The following is a 17,410-nucleotide window of genomic DNA, read 5'->3' on the forward strand; positions in this document are numbered from 1 at the left end:
CTTGCCCGGGTGTGTGATGAATATTCGTCAACTTCGCTACTTCATTTCGATTGTCGATCAGGGCAGCGTGTCCAGCGCAGCGCGGGTTTTGCATATCGCCCAACCTGCGCTGAGCCAGCACATCGCCAATCTGGAAGAGGAACTGACGACCGAATTGCTGGTGCGCTCATCGCGCGGGGTCAAACCGACCAAGGCGGGAGAGGTTTTGTATCACCATGCGCGCAAGATCGTAGCGCAGTTGAAACAGGCAACTGACGACGTACGGAAAGAGGCTGACACGCCTCGCGGTGAAGTCTCGATCGTCCTGCCACCGATGTTGGGCATCCACGTCGCGCCGCTTTTGCTGGAAAGAGTCGCCGAAAAGTACCCCGAGGTCGAACTTCGGATCATGGAAGAGTTGGCGCTTACTGTGAAAGAGATGATTGAAAACGGTCGCGTTGACCTTGGTATCCTGGCCACCCGTGAGAAAGCCACCAGGGCCGAATATCTGCATCTATATACCGAACCATTGTACTTGGTTTCGCGCCACCGCGCAGGTGAAAAACCGTGTTCGGGAACTGAAACGGTGGATGTTGAGGCCCTGTTCACAGTGCCGCTGGTGCTAAGCCAGCAGACACATGCCGTGCGAGAAATTGTTGAAGATGTCGCGGAAAAGAAGGGGCGTGCACTGAATCTGCGTGTGACCACCGAGTCCGCACGACTGAGGCTCAGTTACATTCGCAGTGGCGTGACGTCCGGAGTACTGCCGTGGCCATCCCTTGACGCACTTTGGCGTCGCGGAGAGATATCGGCAAAACGGCTGGTCAATCCCGATCTGATCCGAGACATCTATCTCGCCTGGCCGCGCAATCAGCCGCTGAACGCAGCTTCTCGAGCCGTTCGACAGGAGATGCTGGACATCTGCCATGAGCTGTTTGATCACGGCGTGATCCGTGGCACCTTCAGACATGTCCGGACCGACGATCAAAACCCATAAAGTCGGGCGGGATTGTCTGTCAGGATCGCCTTGAGAGCGGCCGCATCAAGGACCCAATCGGCCAAATGATCCACCAGATCACCGTCATTGGGCATTGCCACCGGAATGTGCGGGTGCGGCCAGTCGGTGCCATAGACCACTTGATCCGGGTTGGCCGCAATCAAGGCCTTTGCGATGGGTGTGACATCTTCATATGGCGGCACGGCCTGACCGGTGATCCGGTACGCACCGGACAGTTTGGTCCATGCCTTGCCCTCATGCATCAGGCCCAGCAGAGCCTGAAACCCCTCAGTTGCAATCCCTTTTGCCACAGGGAAATGGCCCATGTGATCAAAAACGGTCTGCACCGGAAGGGTCGAAAAATAGGCATATGGGTCGGGGAACGTGCTGATATCCAGCAGCACCTGCAGGTGCCATCCCAACGGAGCGATCCTGTCGGCAATGGTGCGAACTTCGGTCATGGCCTTTTCACCGCTGAACAGCAGGTTGGCCCGCACGCCGCGCGCGCCCTGATCGTGCATCCGCTGCAACTGGGCTTCGGAAGTTGAGCTGTCTATGACCACCACCGCGCGGTATCTGCTCAAATCCGTCTCTGCCGCCTGCAGAGTGGCCCGGTTGTCGGTGCCATAAATACTGGGTTGCACAATGACCGCGCGCTGAAATCCCAGTGTGGCCAGCAGATGTTTGTACGCGCCCAATGGTGCTTCGGGCGGCGTATAAAGCCGATCCGGCACCATTGGAAACTGCGCGTTCGGCCCGAACACATGCGCGTGACAGTCGCAGGCGAGTGGAGGCATGGTAAATCGCGGTGCTTTCGGCACCGGATCAGGCCCCGCACAGATCGGGATCTGCGCGTCGGTCCTGCTCATGTCGAAGCATCGTTCGAAGCGACGAAGTCTGCCTTCGCACCAGGCGCTGGCGTGGCGCCGAAACCGCCCCGTTCCAGGACCGCATTGACCCCGCCGTGTTTCGCGATGATCACTGCCTGATCGGCCTTTGCTTGACGGTCCACCGCATCAGGGTCGCAGACCTTGCGAAGCTCGGCATGCAAATCAGCGCGGATGGCCTCATAGTCGGGCGCGGTGCCCAGATCGTTGACCTCTTCGGGGTCGCTGTCGAGGTTGAACAGCTGTGGCGCAAGTCCGGTGTAGTAGATGTACTTCCACGGCCCCTTGCGGATCATGAATGCCCCCGACATCGCGCCTGCGGCGTGGTATTCTGAAAAAACAGCCCGGTTGGGACAATCATCTTCTGCAGCGATCTGGAACAGCGAGCGGCCGGGCAACTCGGGGTCATTGGCGCTCAGACCGGCGCATTCCAGAACCGTGGGGAAGACATCGGCCAGCGACACTGGCGTCTTGCTGACTTTTCCGCCCGGCACGTCAGGTCCGGCCATAATCATAGGAATGGCGGCGGCCTCTTCATACATGTTGGATTTGCCCCACATACCGCGCTCGCCCATATTGTCGCCGTGGTCGCTTACGTAGATGATGTTGGTCGTGCCGTTCAGACCTGCCGCCTCGATCGCGTCCAGAATGCGGCCCACATTGTGATCCATGAAACTGACCAGACCGAAGTAACCGGTTAGTGCGGCCTGCGTGCGTTCCTCATTGAAGTTGTCGTAGACAAAGCAGTGGCGCAATGCCTTGAGCCACGGGTGGTCATCGTCACGCGCGGATTTCGAGGGCTTGAGGTCCATATCCTTGTACAGGTCATAGAATTCCTGCGGCGCGGTCAGCGGGAAATGCGGCGCGACCATCGAGATGAACACGGTCCAAGGCTTATCGCCTGCCGGTTCGCGCCCGCGTTCCGCGATCCAGTCGCAGGCCGCATCGGTGATGTTGCGGTCATAAGTGGTGTACGACGTCTCGCCCGGGCCGGCGCTGTCGGCCAGATCGCGCGCTTTCCAGCGGCGCGGCATCGGTTCGCGCACGCAACCCAGAACGTCGCCAACGCCGTTGACCAAATGCATTGGGATCTGCTGGAAATCCAACCCGACCGGATCTGATGCGTTGCGATAATGCAGTTTACCGATTGACCCCACCGGGTTGCCGTTTTGCTGCAGGTAATGACCCCAGGATTTCGGCTCACCGGTATAAGGGGTGGCGTTGTCCCAATGGCCGGTCTGATGGCCATATTTTCCGGTGGCGAAGCTGGCTCGTGCGGGCACGCAGATGGGTGCATTGGTATAGGCGCTGTCGAACAGTGTGCCCCGCGCTGCCAGCCGATCCAGATTGGGGGTCTTGATGAACGGATGTCCGGCGCAACCCATGATGTTGGAAGCGTGTTCATCGGACATCAGGACGATCATGTTGTTGGCGGTCATGAGAGCCTCGTTTCTTCTTGAGGTTACGGTTCAAGCCGCGCCAGAAGCGCAGCGCAGGGATGTGCGGGTTTGGCCGAGCCAAATCGTCCGGCCTGAGATCGGCAGGAAAACCCGGTGGCCAGCGCGCCAGCGCCGGCCGTTTTCAAGGGTGCGCGCCATGACAAGTCAAATAGATCACTGGACATGTCGCGATGTTCGGCTTCGTGGCCGAACAGTCCCGCCATGCCGCAGCATCCAGTGTTGGCAATTTCCAGCGTCAGCCCGAAATGCCGGAACACCGCTTGCCACCGCCGGAGTGTTGCCGGGTCGGCTGTTTTTTCGGTGCAATGAGAGAACAGGGTAAAGCGCAAATCGCTGTCGGCGGGCAGTTGGGGCAACAAATTCAGATTATCTGACAGGAACCGGTCCAGCGACAGGATGGTGCGTGTGCCCAGATCATAGTCCTTGTTCAGCAAGTCGGTCACGGCAGGTTCAAGACTGATTAACGGTAGTGCATCCACCTTGATCCGCGACAACAGCGCGCCAGTCCGGTCGCGCTGTGCCTCAAACGCATCCAGCATGCCGCGTACTTGTCGTGCTTTGCCGCTGGCCATGGGTCGTGTGGCCCAGACGGTGAAGCCAAGGCGATCCAGCAAGGTCGCCGACTGAGAGATCACATTAGTGTCGAATGCGCCGGTGAAGCTGTCCAGAACCAGCACGACCGGGCGGTGACCCCAGTCCGATGGCGGATTGGCGGTGTCGATCAGGCGACCTCCGCCTTGATGTACGGCCTGCTCGGCGGTTAGCGGCGCGTAAGTCGGGATGTCGACCAGACCAAAGCCACGGCTCAGAACCGCGCGGGTTAACGGATTGCCAAGCGCCAGATTGGCCAGACGCGGCAGCTTACGCAGGGCCAGCGACAGGCCCTCCATATGTCGCAGCAGATGGTCACGGGCAGGGCGCGCCCGGGACTTGAAATACGCGTGCAGAAAGGCGGATTTCATCGCCGGTATATCCACCCGCACCGGGCATTGCCCCGTGCAGGACTTGCAGGACAGGCAGGTGTCCAAACTGGCTTTCAGCGCCTCTTCGACTGGCCCGACATCCTGATCGGTCGAACGCAGCCGCGCCCATTCGCGAAACAAGCTGGCGCGCCCTTTAGGGGCCTGAATCTTGTCGCGTGTCGCCTTGTAGGATGGACACATCGGATCGTTGAATGCCCAGTTGTGGCAGGCACCGTTTCCGTTGCATGCAATTGCGCGGTCAAAATCGGCATAGGCGGTTTCGTCAATCTGGGCATCGCGCGCGCCGCGCATCGGCGCGGCGTCCAGCTTCATCACAGCCAGATCGCTGCCATCCGCCGTCACCAGTTTGCCGGGGTTCAACCGATTATCTGGGTCGAAAGCGGCTTTGATCCGACGCATCACCGCATAGAGGTCGGGGCCCACATATGTTTCAACGTACTCGCCGCGCATTCCCTTGCCATGTTCGCCCCAGATAAGGCCACCGTGCTTTTGGCACAGCGCCGACACCGCGTCCGAGATCGGGCGGATCTGGTCCCGGTCCGCAGGGTCGCGCATGTTCAGCATCGGGCGCACGTGGACACAGCCCACATCTGCATGGCCGAACATGCCGTAGGTCAGGCCCCGAGAACCCAGCAACTGACCGAACTCGGAAACGAAGGCCGACAGGTTTTCCGGCGGCACAGCGGCATCTTCGACAAAGGGCAGGCCGATGCGGCTGGTTTCCACCGCAGCCAACAGACCCACAGAACGTTTGCGCATTTCCCACAGCGCCGACATTTCGGTTGGCTCGGCTGTGGTCACCTGAGCGGTGAGGGGGATGTGGCTCTGATCGAGAATATGCGCCAGACGGTCCTGACCCGCGCGCACTTCGTCATCGCTGTCGCCCGTAAATTCCACGAACAGAAAACCGCCAGCATCACCAATCTGACCCAGTACACTTTCCACCTCGCTCCACATCGGCGAGGCAGCAGCAAGGGCGAGGATTTTGTCGTCCAGAAACTCGATTGCCGCTGGTTCGGATTTAATCAGAAACGGAACATGATCCAGTGCCGCGACACAATTGTCATAGGCCAGTACCGTCAGGGCGCGGGTTTTTGGGATCGGCGTGATGCGCAGCGTCAGACCGGTGGTCACGGCCAGCGTGCCCTCGGACCCGGCCAACAGCTTGATAAAGTTGAGATCGCCCGCGTCTCCGCGCGCCTCGTCCAGGTTATAGCCGGTCAGGCCCCTGTTCATGACGGGAAACCGGCGGGCGATCTCTTGAGCGTGGGAGTCCAGGTCGTCGTGGATTGCAGTCGCAATGCGACCCAATTCTTCATCCAAACTTCCGTGAGTGGCGACTGAAACACCTCGCCCATTGGCCAGAATGATATCGGCGGTCAGGACATGGTCCGACATGCGGCCATAGATTCGACTGCCCTTGCCGCTGGCATCGGTGGCGAACATACCGCCCACCGTCGCCCGCGAAGATGTGGAAACCGCAGGCGCGAAGAAATAGCCGTGCGGCCTGAGATTTGCGTTGAGCTGATCCAGCACCACGCCGGGTTCGACCGTGACGGTGCCCGCATCCGTATCCAAAGATAGGATGTCAGTCATGTACCGCGACATGTCGATCACCACGCCGTCGTTCAGCGACTGGCCATTGGTGCCGGTCCCGCCGCCGCGGGCGGTTAACGCGATGCTGAACCGATCCGCAAGCGTGGCGGCGCACGCAACATCGGCTGTACCCCGGGGGAACAGGATTGCCTGTGGTGCGATGTGATAGATGCTGTTGTCGGTCGCCCCGACCAGCCGCGCGGCTTGGTCATCGGCGATATCGCCGCCAAAGCCATCAGCGCGCAGGGCGTTCAGATATTGCTGTAGATTAGAGGTGGTGTCGTCCAGCATATCCTCAGAATTCCTGTTGTTTTGCCCGAGCACTCTGTTGAGGCGCTCGGGCAGGGGTTTGTCAGGTCTGCAACTCGGCCGGAGCGGTCTTGCGGGCGCGCATCCTTCCGATGATGCGGATACCGATTGCGATCACGGGGATGGCAAAGAAGACCAACGCAACAGGACGGTGCAGGAATATACCGAACCCGTCGTCGGTCAGCAGCACCGACTGGCGCAGCGCCTGCTCGGCACCCGGTGCCAGCACAAATGCAATGATCGCGGCTGCGGGGCTGAAATTCAGCGTCCGCATGAAATACCCGATCAGACCGAAGATGCAGGCCACCAGCACGTCGAACATTGACGACCGCGCGGTATAGGCAGAAATCAGAGCCACCGCCAGAATGGTCGGGTAGATCAGCCGCTGCGGTACCTTGTCGATGACCCGGCCGATCAGCGGCCCCAGGAACCATCCGATCAGACCATAAAGCGCGATACCGATCAGACCGGCGGCAAATAGGCCATAGACGATGTCGCCCGAAGTCTCGAAGATCTTGGGGCCGACCTGAATACCGTGGATTAGGAAAACGCCCATCAGCATTGCCGCGATAGTCGAGCCGGGCACGCCAAGCGCCAGCAGTGGGATCATGGATGGTCCCGACACAGCGTTGTTGGCAGCCTCGGGCGCAGCCACGCCTTCGATGGCGCCTTTGCCCCATTCGTCCTTGTTCTTGGCTTTGGCCTTGGACGAGCCGTAAGCCACGAAGCAGGCCACAGCCGAGCCGACACCGGGGATCAAACCCACCAGCGCGCCGATTGCAGACCCACGGCCTATGAAGGGCAGGCAGCGAATAAATTCGACCCAGCTGAACTGATCATCTTCAGGCTTGCGGGCAGCGATCTCATCATGATGCGATTGTCCGGACCGGGCAGCCTGTACCTGCGCGAACACTTCAGAAATCACGAACATACCAATCAGCAAAGGTACCAGCGAGAACCCGTTATACAGTTCAACCATGCCAAAGCTGTAGCGCGGCTCGGATGTGATCGGGTCCAGCCCGATCATCGCCAGCGTTGCGCCGAACAGGGTTGAAGCGATGCCCTTGAGGACCGAGTCCGAGATTACCGAGCCGATGATCAGGAAGGCACAGACATAGATGGCAAAGTAATCCGGCGGCCCCAGTTCACGGGTCAGCTGCGCGATGGTCAGCGCGCCGAAAATCAGCATGAACTCACCAATATAGTCGCCGATGACCGAAGCAGTCGTGGCGGTCTTCAGGGCCTTGCCCGCCTGACCTTTCTTGGTCAGCGCGTGCCCATCGATGACCGTCGCAGCAGCGGCTGTCGTGCCGGGCGTATTGAAGAGAATAGCCGAGATGGACCCGCCAAACCGCCCGGCCTTGCCGATGACATAAAGGAACGCCAGCGCCGACAGAGGGTCAATGTAATAGGTGATGGGCACCAGCATCGCGATGGCGGCCGAGGCTGTCAGGCCGGGTACCGCACCCACGATCACACCCAGGATCGAGCCCAGAACCACGAACATCAGGGTCTCGGGGGTGGTGAAAATGGTGTAGAAACCGTTTAGGAGTTCCATGTGGCTTACCTCACTTCAGCCCAAGCAGGGACAGAGGGTTGAAGATTGTCGCGGCTGGTTCGAACACCGTCATCAGCTTGAAGAACAGCAGGTACAAAGTGATCGTACCGATCACCGGCAGTAGGATCAGCGCCGGCGGACGTACGGCGAACAGCAGTGATGCGACTAGCAGCAGTATGAAACAAGCAACGATGTAGCCGAAGGCACCGAACATCCAGACAAAGGCCAGACCCAGCAGGAACAGCGGCACGGCGTCTGAAAAGAAGCGTTTCGCGTCAAAACTGCTTTTGTCGGCCGGAGCGATTTGGCCCCTGATGCCGAACACTGCCAGGGTCACTCCGATCAGTCCAAGCGCCACGCAAATGGCCTGCGGGAAGAACCGCGGTCCTACACCTTCCTCGTCAACAAAATCCAGTGAGATGTTGAAGGATTTCCAGAAAAAGAAGGCGGCCAGCGCGGTCAGCGCCGCGCCTGCTGCGATGTTGTGGCGCGCTGTTTTGCGCGCCACGTCAATGTCTACGTTCTGGGTCATTCCAGACCTTCCAGCAGCTTGCCCCAATCCGCCTTCGATGCCTCGATATTGGCGGCGGTATCCGGGCCGTTGATGCTTGCGGTTGGCAAACCTGCAGTGGTCAGCGTTTCAAGGAAGGCTTCATCCTGAGTGATTGCCACGACAGCGTCCGACAGCTGTGCTACAACCTCATCAGACGTTCTTGCCGGAGCCATAACGATCATGGGCGAGGATACCGGAATGAATGCGACTCCCAGGTCCTTGGCCGTCGGTGCGTCGGGTGCTGCCGGATGGCGGGTGTTGGACAGAACCGCCAACAGGCGGACCTCATCCTCAAAACCACGGCCCAGATGCGCACCCATCACGCCAAAGTCGACCTCAGAGCTGGCCAGCGCGGCGCGGACGCCGGATCCACCCTTGAACGGTACGTCCTTGGCTTTGACGTCATTTGGCTTCAGCACGCCCAGGCCGGCCATGTGCCAGACATTGCCGCGACCGGTATGGCCCCAGCGCAATGCTGTGTCTGATGATTTACCGGTTTCGATCAGTTCGTCCAGCGATTGAATGGGCGAGCTGGCAGGTACGAAGATACCCGCGGTCAGTTCGCCGATGGTGCCGACCATTTTGAAGTCATCGGTCGAAACAACCTGCGGTTTGATCAGGTTCTTAAGGACCATCGAGCCCGCCGAGGCCAGGTACAGGGTGTAACCTGTGGGCGGCTGATCCGCTACAAAACGTCCACCAACCAGACCGCCGCCGCCGGGCTTGTTGACCACCACAACCGGCTGACCGCTGGTATGTGCCTCGGCTGCGCTGGCCAGCGCGCGTGCATAAGTGTCGGTTCCGCCGCCGGCCTTAAAGCCGACAATCATGTCGATCGGGCGCTCCGGGAAATCGGCGGCCTGCGCCAGTGTTCCGCTCAGAACCAGCGCCGCACCTGCGGCCAGGCTCTTCATCCATCCTAGATTTGTCATGGTTCTCCTCCCATCGAGTTCGTGGCAATGCGCCATTGCCTGAAAATCCATTTTCAAAGGCTATCGCCGCTTTAGGCCATTAGGGTAATATTATCTTTCGATTTTCGTTATAGGAAAATCATATGACGAAACCCATTTGTTCGCGCGTCATTGGCGGAACCTGTGCTCGTTGGCTTAAACCCGCTCCAACAAAAGCGAAATTCCCTGACCGACGCCGATGCACATTGTGCAGATCGCGCGGGTCGCCCCTGTTCGCTGCAGTTGATGTGTCGCAGTCAGTGCCAGTCTCGCGCCGGACATGCCTAAGGGATGGCCTAGTGCGATCGCGCCGCCGTTTGGATTCACCTGTGGCGAATCGTCGGGCAGGCCCAGGGCGCGGGTTACGGCCAAAGCTTGCGCGGCGAAGGCTTCATTCAATTCGATCACATCAATTTGGTCGATCTGCAGCCCTGTACGTGCCAGCAACTTCTGCGTGGCCGGTGCCGGGCCGAACCCCATGATCCGCGGGGCGACCCCAGCCGCCGCAGCACTGACGATGCGCGCGCGGGGTGTCAGGCCATAGCGTTTGGCGGCCCCTTCGCTGGCAATGATCAGCGCCGCCGAGCCGTCATTTACGCCCGAGGCATTGCCCGCCGTCACCGACCCGCCTTCGCGGAAAGGTGTGCGCAGCTTGGCCAGACCCGCCAGCGTGGTATCGGGACGGGGATGTTCGTCCGTGTCTATGACAAGCGGGTCGCCCTTTCGCTGGGGAATGGTCACAGGAGTGATTTCTTCAGCGAAAAACCCAGCAGCCTGCGCGTCAGCTGCGCGCTGTTGCGAGCGCAGGGCAAAGGCGTCCTGATCTTCACGGCTGATAGCGAAGTCCTCCGCCACGTTTTCGGCGGTCTCCGGCATCGAGTCGACACCGCATTGCGCTTTCATCAACGGGTTCACGAAGCGCCAGCCTATGGTAGTGTCATGTATCTCGGCCGCACGCGAAAAAGCAGACATTGCTTTGGGCATTACAAAGGGCGACCGGCTCATGCTTTCGACACCGCCTGCGATGATCAAGTCGGCATCCCCGGCCCGGATCGCGCGCGCGCCGTAACTGACCGCATCTAGTCCGGACCCGCACAGCCGGTTCAGCGTGGTCCCGGACACAGTGTCCGGCAGCCCGGCCAGCAAAGACGACATGCGTGCCACATTGCGGTTGTCCTCGCCCGCCTGATTGGCGCAGCCGAACAGAACGTCATCGACCGCTGCCCAGTCTATTTGTGGATTGCGTTCCATCAGTGCGCGCAGCGGGATTGCCCCGAGATCGTCAGCACGAACCGAAGACAGCCCTCCACCATAACGCCCGATAGGCGTGCGGATTGCATCGCAGATAAAAGCCTCGGTCATCAGATCACTCCTGCGTCGCGCATCGCCTGAATGGCGGCATCGTCATGGCCCAGCCCGCGAAGAATCTCGTCGGTATCCTGTCCTTTGCTGGGCGGGGCGCGGTTGAATTCGTTCAGACCGCCCGAGAACTTGGTCGGATAGCCAGCCTGAAAGCTCTTGTTTTCGCCTTCGCCCAGCTCTCCGAACATGCCGCGATCCTGCAGGTGTGGGTCGTCGAACAGGCGCATGTCCTGATAGACTACCGCCCAGGGCAGATCGGTGGGGCGGAACAACGATTCCCACTCGACCAGCGATTTCGAGGCGAACATCTCGGTCATCATCGTATGCACTTCGCGCTTGCGCTGGTTGCGCAGTTGGTTGGTAGCATATTCAGGTTGGCCAAGTTGCGGGAATTCGCTGTCCATCATTGTGGCCAGCTGCACCCAGAACTTGTTTTCGAACAAACCGATTGCAATATACCCGCCGTCACTGGTTTCAAAGATGTCATTGTCGGGCATGACAAAGGACATTTTGTCCGGGTCCCCTTCGCACAACTCATGTGCGATGCGCACCAGAGGCGCGGACCAGTTGACCATGGCGTCCGTAATCGCGACGTCCAGGTACTGGCCTTTACCACTCATTTTGGCCGATCCCATGGCCACCGCCAGTGAAAGCGCGCCATACATTGCACCGGCGTAGTCCGACAGACGAACCTTCGGGCGGGCCAGCTTGTCATTGACCTGACTGGGCACGGCGAAATAACCCGACAGCGCCAGAAAATCGATGTCATGCCCGGCGCGTTGGCGATAGGGGCCGGTCTGGCCGAAACCAGACAGCGAGCAATAGACGATTGCCGGGTTGAGCGCGCACACGTCCTCGTACCCGAAGCCCAGCCTTTCCATCACGCCGGGCCGGAAGCTTTCGATCACCGCATCCGCGCCTTTAAGCAGGTCGGTCAGAACCGCCTTGCCCTCATCGGATTTCAGATCCAGCGTCAGGGATTTCTTGTTGCGATTCAGACGCGCGAACATGTCTTTGCCCAGCCGACGCCCCGGATCTCCGTGCTTGGGTTCTTCGATCTTGATGACCTCGGCACCCAGATCGGCCAGGGTTTGTGTGGCAAAGGGCCCCGGCAAAAGACGCGACAGATCGACGATGCGCATCCCGTTCAGAAACGACCAGTCATTCGTCATTGTACAGCCTCCGGATTTGCCTTCTGCCACTCTTTCTGAATACCTTTGCCGATGGTATTGCGCTGAATTTCCGAGCTTCCGGTCAGAACGCGGAACATACGCAGGCGCCGGAATACCCATTCGACGGGGTGGTTCTTGGTCATGCCGGTCGCGCCGTGAATCTGGATCGCCTTGTCGGCCACCTGAAAGGCATTTTCGGCGACAAAAACCTTGCACATGGCGGCTTCGGTGCGGATGTTTTCGCCCCGGTCCGCTTTGGCGGCGGCCGCGTGGATCATGGAATGCGCCGCGAAATTGGCGGTTTTCATGTCGGCCAGCATGTGCTGGATCGCCTGAAAGTTGGCGATAGGTTGTTTGAACTGGACCCGACGGTTGGCATAATCGACCGCCTGTTCCAGCGCGAACTGCGCATGGCCCAACATGGTCGGGCATTGCAGCAAGCGGTTGATGTTGATCCGCTCCATGCCCAGTTTGAACCCGTTGCCCAAGCCCCCAAGGATATTTCGCGCGGGAACCCGGACGTTTTCCAGAATAATGTCGTTGTCGATATGCTGTCCGGACATCGGCAGGTAATGCCCCTCGACCCGATATCCGGGCGAAGCCGCATCAATGAGAAAGGCAGTCACCCCATTTGCGCCCGCCTCTGGGTCGGTGACACACATGACAATGGCAAAATCCGCCGTGCGAGATGCGGTGATATAGCGCTTGTGCCCGTTGATGATATAATCGTCACCGTCTTTCACGGCCGATGTTTCGATGCGCATGGCATCCGACCCCGCGTTGGGTTCGCTCAGCGCGAAACACCCGGCCCGTACGCCGCGCGCGGCGGGATAGAAAAACTCTTCATTCTGCTCATCCGTGGCGCGCGTGATGATATATCCAATCCGCATCGGGCCGCCGTTTTCGCCCAGAACACAACCGTAAAGCGCCGCGTTTGAACGTGTGCAATCGGCCTTGAGCGTACAAAGCTGATCGATCGAAAGACCAAGCCCGCCGAACTCTTCGGGCAGGTTGCAGCCATAAATTCCCAACTCGCGCGAGCGTTTCCACCATTCTTCCAGTTGCGCACGTTCGAACCGGGTTTCGTGGCTCAACCCGTTTTCGCGTTCGAACGGGATCATCTCATCATACAGAAGATCATGCACCTTCGTGCGCAAGGTGGCAAAAGCCCCGGTCTCAAGCCCGGATGTGGCGCGGTTCAATCCTTGAGTCATGGTCACACCTTCCGATCTGAGTTGGCCCAATATCCGTCGCGCACCTGCCTCCGCAGGATTTTGCCCGCGTCGTTTTTGGGCAGTTCATCGACAAAATCCACCGAATGAGGTTTTTTGAATTTCCCAAGCTTTTCAATGCAATGCTCAATCAGGGCGTTAGCGTCGACCGAAGCACCCTTTCGCGGAACGATCACGGCCTTCACGGCCTCGCCCAGGTCCGGGTCGGGCACCCCAACGACGCAGGCCTCATAAACTTCGGGGCGCTCAAACAGGGCGTGTTCGACCTCGTTGGGGTAAACATTGAACCCGCCGGTAACGATCATGTCCTTCTTTCGGTCGATAATGAAGATGTAACCGGTCTCGTCCACATAGGCGATGTCACCGGTGTGGTAATACCCGTTCTTCAGCACCGGCGCGGTCAGTTCGGGGGCGTTGTAATAGCCCTGCATGACGTCTTCGCCACGCACGACCAGTTCGCCTGCTTCTCCGACGGGCATTTCCGTGCCATTGTCGTCAACCACCTTGACCTCGGTATCGAACAATGCGCGACCGCAGGATTGGAACAGTTCGGGTCGGCTGTCGAGTGCCAGCTTATGGTCCGCCTCAGTCAGCAGCGTGACCGAGGAGCAAACCTCGCCGGCGCCATAACCCTGATTCAGGATCGGACCAAAGAACTCGACCGCCTCGCGCAAGCGAGTGGGAGAGATGGGTGCCGCACCGTACCGCAGCAGTTTGAGGGAGGAGAGGTCGTAAGCGCTCCGGTTCGGTGCGGCGAGGATGCGGTTGATCATGGTCGGGACCAGATAGGTCTGTGTCACCTTTTCACGCTCTAGCGTCGAAAGGTAATTGTCCACGTCAAACCGCGACAGGATGATATTGGTGTGCCCCTGCGAAAGCATGGGTAGCAATGCCATCCCCGACACATGGGTTATGGGCCCCACGTGAAGAAAGGTTTCAGGTTGATCGGGATACAGGCGCGACCGGAACGTGATTTTGCGCAGGATTGCGCGACGGTTGCGCACAGAATGCATCGCAGCCTTCAGAACCCCCGAGGACCCCGAGGTATAGTGGTGCACGACAATGTCGTCGGGGTTGGTTTCGACGCTGACCGGGCCGTTATCGGCCTGTGCAAGCGCGTCTTCGTAGCTGCCGCCTTCACCCATGACCAGCAGCGTCTGCAATTCGGGGTTTTCCGTCAGCGCGCGCTGGGCGGCGGGCAGATGCGCCTCATCCGTGATCAGTACGCGCACCTGGCTGTCGGCACAGACATGCACCACTTCATCCGCCGAAAGCCGCGCGTTGATCGGCACACGGGTAAAGCCACCTTTCAACAGCGCCACCTCGGCCTCAGCAATCTCGACCCGGTTCCAGGCCAGTACCGCAACCCGGTCACCTTTGACGACGCCCAGCCCTGCCAGCGCGGTGGCCAAGCGGTTCGTGCGGTCGTCCACCTGTGCGTAGCTCAGCGTGACGCGTTCGTCCTTGAGAGCAACCCGGTCTGCCCAGAAACGGGCGGCACGGGTCACGAGATATCCCAGATTTGTCATAATAACCTCGCAATTCCTGTTCCGGCCCAACCTGGTGCGGGGCCTTCTCTGATTGCCGGTCAGGGTAGAGAGCGTCTTGCGATAATAAAAATATCATTTTTAACTGCTGGGCATACGAAAAACATATAGATTGGATTTGCATACCCATAGGGTTTGCCTCTGGCAGGGATCGAAACTCTCTATACCCCGATCCATCGAAATTTCTGTACAGATACCCGCAACCCATCACACAAGCCGGAGGACAAGGCATGAGCGCCGTAAAAGTGACGCGAACGGAACAGGTTGGGCTGATCCGGGTGGATGCTCCGCCGGTCAACGCCATTTCGCAGGCCGTGCGGCAGGGCTTGTGGGATGCGTTTCAGGCCGTCTCGGCCGATCCCGAGGTCGCCGTGGTGGTGCTGATTTGTGCGGGTCGGACATTTATGGCGGGGGCAGATGCCTCGGAATTGGGCAAGCCGCCCGTGCCGCCGCACCTGAACGATCTGGTGCTGTTCATTGAATCCTGTCCCAAGCCGGTTGTCGCGGCGATCCACGGTCAGGCGCTTGGCGGTGGCTTGGAAATCGCGCTGGCCTGTTCGCATCGGATCGCGACGGCGGACGCGCGATTGGGCCTGCCCGAGGTCAACCTGGGCTTTGTCCCCGGCGCGGGTGGTACACAGCGGCTGCCGCGCCTGATCGGGGTCGAGCCCGCGTTGGAGATGGCGGTTGAGGGCAAACCAGTCAGCGCGCAAAAGGCTCTGGAAAGCGGGCTGATCAATGCAATTGCCGACGATCTCGAACCCGACGCGCTTTCTTTTGCGACAACGCTGGCGGGCGTGGACCCGACTCTTTTCAAGCTGAACCGGCCCATTGGTCCTGACAGCTTTGATCCCGATGTATTCGATCAATGGCGTGCAATGTGTGCCAAGCGCAAACGCGGGCTGGATGCGCCACTGGCGGTCATCAATGCGGTTCAGGCGGCCACGGGCTCTGACTTTCAGGCCGGGCTTGATGCCGAACGTGCGCTGTCGCTGGAGTTGCGCAAAAGCCCGCAATCCACCGCGCTGCGCCATATTTTCTTTGCCGAGCGTGCGACGCACAAAGTCGAAGGTCTGGACCTGTCGCAGGCCGCTGAAATCAATAGTGTGGCCGTCATTGGCGCGGGCACCATGGGGGCAGGGATCGCACAAGTCTTCGCATCGCAAAACATCCCGGTCACGTTGGTTGAAATATCGGACGAAGCCGCGCAGGCCGGGATCGAGCGTGTTCGCTCCAACCTTGAACAGGCCGTCAAACGTGGCAAGCTGGATTGCGCGCATGCCGAGGTCATTCTGGCAAAAGTCACCCCCACCACAGACTACCAAGACTTGGCACAAAGCGATCTGGTGATCGAAGCCGCAGTCGAAGACATGGCGATAAAAAAGAAGATCTTCGAAAAGCTGGATCAGGTCTGCCACCCGACTGCCATTCTGGCCACAAACACTTCGTATCTGGACATTGACGAGATCGCATCGGCCACGGCGCGCCCGGACCGGGTGGCGGGTCTGCATTTCTTCAGCCCGGCTCAGATCATGAAACTGGTCGAGGTCATTCGTACCGACCGCACAGCCCCCGAAGTCACGGCAACTTTAGCAGCAGTCATGAAAAAGCTGGGCAAAATTGGCGTCATCGCTGGGGTTTGCCACGGGTTCATCGGCAACCGCATGTATCAGGCCTATCAGCGCGAGGCGGGGCTTCTCATGCTGGAATGCGGCTCGCCCGAGACGGTGGACGCCGCACTGCGACGGTTTGGTATGGCCATGGGGCCTTTTCAGGTGCTGGACCTGTCGGGCATCGATATCGGCTATCTGATGCGCAAGTCGCTGCCGGATGGGACAGTGCATCCGAATGCGTTTCAGGTACATGACCAACTGGTCGAAATGGGGCGCAAAGGCCGTAAGACACAGGCCGGATTCTACCGCTACGACGGCGGCAACGCCACACTGGACGAGGACGTTAGATCGCTGATTCAAAGCGTCGCCGAAAAGGCCGGGATAGCGCGTCGGATGCTATCGGACCACGAAATTGCCGAGCGTTGTATACATGCCCTGCATCAGGAAGGCGCTAACATTTTGCGCGAAGGCATCGCCGAAAAACCCGGAGATATCGACGTGGTATTTGTCAATGGCTACGGCTTTCCGCGCTACAAAGGCGGTCCAATGCATCACTCTAGCGGCTAGTCATCGGGACCTGTGCTAAGTCTAAATGCATGACCCTGGTACCAAAACGGGAGAGGTCAGAAAATGAATGATGACATTGAAGCGGCTCTGGCGCGTGGATTGGACCTCGCGACTCATGGCAGGCAGCAAGACGAAGGCGTGCTGGTTATCCGCACTATTGCCATGCCGGCGGATACCAATCCTTCTGGCGACATCTTCGGCGGATGGCTTATGTCTCAAATGGATATGGCGGCGGGAAACATAGCTGGGCGTGTTTCGCAAGGGCGTGGTGCTACGGTGGCCGTCGAAGCCATGAAGTTTCTCAGGCCGGTCAAGGTCGGAGACGAAGTCACCCTTTACGCGACACTACGAGCGGTTGGGCGAACATCGATGCGGATTCACGTAGATGCTTGGGCAAGGCCAAGATACTCGGGAAAGGCCGAGAAGGTGACGGATGCGGACTTTGTATTTGTTGCACTGGACAAAAAAGGTTCGCCGCGACCGGTTTTTGACGATGAATAGACTTGGGTGCTCAACATGACCGGTCGGGATTGGGTTTAAGAGGTTCCCGCGCAAGATATCACCAGACATGACAGCCTCAGATGATAGAAACTCGCAGGGAAATTCTGGCGATTGACGATTTTTCGGTCGATCAACGAAGGGATC

13 protein-coding genes are annotated in these 17,410 nt (G+C 59.2%); 3 read left to right on the top strand and 10 right to left on the bottom strand.

Translation table 11 applies throughout. The features are described 5' to 3' along the window. Positions 1-16 precede the first annotated feature (16 nt). Complete coding sequence (locus tag MHN28_RS17305; protein ID WP_239343826.1) at positions 17-976, top strand: LysR substrate-binding domain-containing protein; 960 nt, start codon at positions 17-19, stop codon at positions 974-976. Here the strand turns inward: MHN28_RS17305 and MHN28_RS17310 are convergent. The 10 genes from MHN28_RS17310 to MHN28_RS17355 form a co-directional block, all read right to left on the bottom strand. Next, the gene (locus MHN28_RS17310) at positions 964-1,845 is read right to left on the bottom strand and encodes an amidohydrolase family protein (protein WP_239343827.1); all 882 of its coding nucleotides are present in this window, start codon (positions 1,843-1,845) and stop codon (positions 964-966) included. The genes MHN28_RS17305 and MHN28_RS17310 overlap by 13 nt on opposite strands. Continuing rightward, positions 1,842-3,302, bottom strand: coding sequence for a sulfatase-like hydrolase/transferase (locus MHN28_RS17315; protein WP_239343828.1), 1,461 nt, complete (start codon positions 3,300-3,302; stop codon positions 1,842-1,844). Before MHN28_RS17315 ends, MHN28_RS17310 begins: the two co-directional genes overlap by 4 nt. A 23-nt stretch (positions 3,303-3,325) precedes the next feature. Next, on the bottom strand, positions 3,326-6,193 hold the full coding sequence (locus MHN28_RS17320) for an FAD-binding and (Fe-S)-binding domain-containing protein (RefSeq protein ID WP_239343829.1): 2,868 nt from the start codon (positions 6,191-6,193) through the stop codon (positions 3,326-3,328). 61 nt (positions 6,194-6,254) lie between these two features. After that, a complete protein-coding gene (locus MHN28_RS17325; RefSeq protein WP_239343830.1) occupies positions 6,255-7,769 on the bottom strand; it encodes a tripartite tricarboxylate transporter permease in 1,515 nt (504 codons plus the stop codon). Positions 7,770-7,779: 10 nt separating this feature from the next. After that, entirely contained in the window at positions 7,780-8,301 is a 522-nt protein-coding gene (locus tag MHN28_RS17330) for a tripartite tricarboxylate transporter TctB family protein (RefSeq protein WP_239343831.1), read from the bottom strand. Next, positions 8,298-9,254 carry a tripartite tricarboxylate transporter substrate binding protein gene (locus MHN28_RS17335; protein WP_239343832.1) on the bottom strand — a complete coding sequence of 319 codons (957 nt, stop codon included), beginning with the start codon at positions 9,252-9,254 and terminating at the stop codon, positions 8,298-8,300. The genes MHN28_RS17330 and MHN28_RS17335 overlap by 4 nt, the downstream gene beginning before the upstream one ends. 174 nt (positions 9,255-9,428) lie before the next feature. Further along, positions 9,429-10,634: a 3-oxoadipyl-CoA thiolase gene (gene pcaF, locus MHN28_RS17340; protein WP_239343833.1), complete on the bottom strand. Its 1,206-nt coding sequence runs from the start codon at positions 10,632-10,634 to the stop codon at positions 9,429-9,431. Next, positions 10,634-11,806 (bottom strand): CaiB/BaiF CoA-transferase family protein, encoded by a 1,173-nt coding sequence (locus MHN28_RS17345; RefSeq protein ID WP_239343834.1) that lies wholly within the window; start codon positions 11,804-11,806, stop codon positions 10,634-10,636. The genes pcaF and MHN28_RS17345 overlap by 1 nt, the downstream gene beginning before the upstream one ends. Beyond that, on the bottom strand, positions 11,803-13,020 hold the full coding sequence (locus MHN28_RS17350; protein WP_239343835.1) for an acyl-CoA dehydrogenase family protein: 1,218 nt from the start codon (positions 13,018-13,020) through the stop codon (positions 11,803-11,805). The genes MHN28_RS17345 and MHN28_RS17350 overlap by 4 nt, the downstream gene beginning before the upstream one ends. A 2-nt stretch (positions 13,021-13,022) precedes the next feature. Next, positions 13,023-14,567 (bottom strand): class I adenylate-forming enzyme family protein, encoded by a 1,545-nt coding sequence (locus MHN28_RS17355; protein WP_239343836.1) that lies wholly within the window; start codon positions 14,565-14,567, stop codon positions 13,023-13,025. Positions 14,568-14,815: 248 nt separating this feature from the next. Between MHN28_RS17355 and MHN28_RS17360 the strand changes: the two genes are divergently transcribed. Continuing rightward, positions 14,816-16,765 (top strand): 3-hydroxyacyl-CoA dehydrogenase NAD-binding domain-containing protein, encoded by a 1,950-nt coding sequence (locus MHN28_RS17360; protein WP_239343837.1) that lies wholly within the window; start codon positions 14,816-14,818, stop codon positions 16,763-16,765. Positions 16,766-16,828: 63 nt separating this feature from the next. Then, positions 16,829-17,266, top strand: a complete 438-nt coding sequence (locus MHN28_RS17365) for an acyl-CoA thioesterase (protein ID WP_370645741.1) — start codon at positions 16,829-16,831, stop codon at positions 17,264-17,266. The last annotated feature ends 144 nt before the right edge of the window (positions 17,267-17,410 follow it).

Origin of the sequence: Ruegeria sp. Ofav3-42 (assembly GCF_022347725.1) — a bacterium.
Lineage (GTDB): Bacteria > Pseudomonadota > Alphaproteobacteria > Rhodobacterales > Rhodobacteraceae > Ruegeria.

Bases quoted from the DNA above. Each gene is read 5' to 3' on its own strand.
- MHN28_RS17335 (WP_239343832.1), bottom strand. From the start codon at position 9,254: ATGACAAATCTAGGATGGATGAAGAGCCTGGCCGCAGGTGCGGCGCTG.
- MHN28_RS17330 (WP_239343831.1), bottom strand. From the start codon at position 8,301: ATGACCCAGAACGTAGACATTGACGTGGCGCGCAAAACAGCGCGCCAC.
- MHN28_RS17365 (WP_370645741.1), top strand. From the start codon at position 16,829: ATGAATGATGACATTGAAGCGGCTCTGGCGCGTGGATTGGACCTCGCG.
- MHN28_RS17320 (WP_239343829.1), bottom strand. From the start codon at position 6,193: ATGCTGGACGACACCACCTCTAATCTACAGCAATATCTGAACGCCCTG.
- MHN28_RS17345 (WP_239343834.1), bottom strand. From the start codon at position 11,806: ATGACGAATGACTGGTCGTTTCTGAACGGGATGCGCATCGTCGATCTG.
- MHN28_RS17350 (WP_239343835.1), bottom strand. From the start codon at position 13,020: ATGACTCAAGGATTGAACCGCGCCACATCCGGGCTTGAGACCGGGGCT.
- pcaF (WP_239343833.1), bottom strand. From the start codon at position 10,634: ATGACCGAGGCTTTTATCTGCGATGCAATCCGCACGCCTATCGGGCGT.
- MHN28_RS17360 (WP_239343837.1), top strand. From the start codon at position 14,816: ATGAGCGCCGTAAAAGTGACGCGAACGGAACAGGTTGGGCTGATCCGG.
- MHN28_RS17355 (WP_239343836.1), bottom strand. From the start codon at position 14,567: ATGACAAATCTGGGATATCTCGTGACCCGTGCCGCCCGTTTCTGGGCA.
- MHN28_RS17310 (WP_239343827.1), bottom strand. From the start codon at position 1,845: ATGAGCAGGACCGACGCGCAGATCCCGATCTGTGCGGGGCCTGATCCG.
- MHN28_RS17315 (WP_239343828.1), bottom strand. From the start codon at position 3,302: ATGACCGCCAACAACATGATCGTCCTGATGTCCGATGAACACGCTTCC.
- MHN28_RS17325 (WP_239343830.1), bottom strand. From the start codon at position 7,769: ATGGAACTCCTAAACGGTTTCTACACCATTTTCACCACCCCCGAGACC.
- MHN28_RS17305 (WP_239343826.1), top strand. From the start codon at position 17: ATGAATATTCGTCAACTTCGCTACTTCATTTCGATTGTCGATCAGGGC.